Origin of the sequence: Cohnella rhizoplanae, assembly GCF_948329515.1 — a bacterium.
GTDB classification, from domain to species: Bacteria; Bacillota; Bacilli; order Paenibacillales; family Paenibacillaceae; genus Cohnella; species Cohnella rhizoplanae.
This window is the reverse complement of the sequence record NZ_CAOJCN010000052.1, coordinates 1-1,474: the sequence shown is the minus strand read 5'-3', so window position 1 is coordinate 1,474 and position 1,474 is coordinate 1. Positions and strand designations below refer to the sequence as shown.

The window sequence follows — 1,474 nt, the reverse complement described above, 5'->3', positions numbered from 1 at the left end:
ATGGGGGGACGCAGGAGGGCAAGAACGCGAGCTGATGGAATAGCTCGTCCAAGCAGTAAGGGGTGCATGTAGGCAAATCCGCATGCTTTAACCTTGAGCTGTGATGGGGAGGGAAAATTACAGTACCGAAGGTTCCGTGCTCACGCTGCCGAGAAAAGCCTCTAGCCAGGAAAAGGTGCCCGTACCGCAAACCGACACAGGTAGGCGAGAAGAGAATTCTAAGGCGCGCGGAAGAACTCTCGTTAAGGAACTCGGCAAAATGACCCCGTAACTTCGGGAGAAGGGGTGCCTCGGTAGGGTGAATAGCCCGAGGGGGCCGCAGTGAATAGGCCCAAGCGACTGTTTAGCAAAAACACAGGTCTGTGCGAAGCCGTAAGGCGAAGTATACGGGCTGACGCCTGCCCGGTGCTGGAAGGTTAAGGGGAGCGGTTAGGGGCAACCCGAAGCTGTGAACCGAAGCCCCAGTAAACGGCGGCCGTAACTATAACGGTCCTAAGGTAGCGAAATTCCTTGTCAGGTAAATTCTGACCCGCACGAATGGCGTAACGACTTGGGCGCTGTCTCAACGAGAGATCCGGTGAAATTTTAGTACCTGTGAAGATGCAGGTTACCCGCGACGTGACGGAAAGACCCCATGGAGCTTTACTGTAGCTTGATATTGAACTTGGGTACGGTCTGTACAGGATAGGTGGGAGCCTTGGAAGCAGGAGCGCAAGCTTCTGTGGAGGCGCCGTTGGGATACCACCCTGATCGTATCTAGGTTCTAACCTGTCACCGTGAATCCGGTGAAGGGACCGTGTCAGGCGGACAGTTTGACTGGGGCGGTCGCCTCCTAAAGCGTAACGGAGGCGCCCCAAGGTTCCCTCAGAATGGTTGGAAATCATTCGAAGAGTGCAAAGGCATAAGGGAGCTTGACTGCGAGACCTACAAGTCGAGCAGGGACGAAAGTCGGGCTTAGTGATCCGGTGGTACCGAATGGAAGGGCCATCGCTCAACGGATAAAAGCTACCCTGGGGATAACAGGCTTATCTCCCCCAAGAGTCCACATCGACGGGGAGGTTTGGCACCTCGATGTCGGCTCATCGCATCCTGGGGCTGAAGTAGGTCCCAAGGGTTGGGCTGTTCGCCCATTAAAGCGGTACGCGAGCTGGGTTCAGAACGTCGTGAGACAGTTCGGTCCCTATCTGTCGCGGGCGTAGGAAATTTGAGAGGGGCTGTCCTTAGTACGAGAGGACCGGGATGGACGCACCGCTGGTGTACCAGTTGTTCCGCCAGGAGCATCGCTGGGTAGCCAAGTGCGGGAGGGATAAGCGCTGAAAGCATCTAAGCGCGAAGCCCGCCTCAAGATGAGATTTCCCAGTATGTAAGACCCCTTGGAGAACACGAGGTTGATAGGCTCGGGGTGTAAGCTCAGTAATGGGTGTAGCTGACGAGTACTAATCGGTCGAGGGCTTATCCTACGGTTTGCTTACGA

1 other annotated feature (cut by a window edge) is annotated in these 1,474 nt (G+C 55.6%).

Annotated elements, in window-relative coordinates:
* Positions 1–1,461: a sequence feature (most likely nonfunctional fraction of RNA operon), on the top strand (it extends 2,928 nt beyond the left edge of the window).
* Positions 1,462–1,474: the final 13 nt, after the last annotated feature.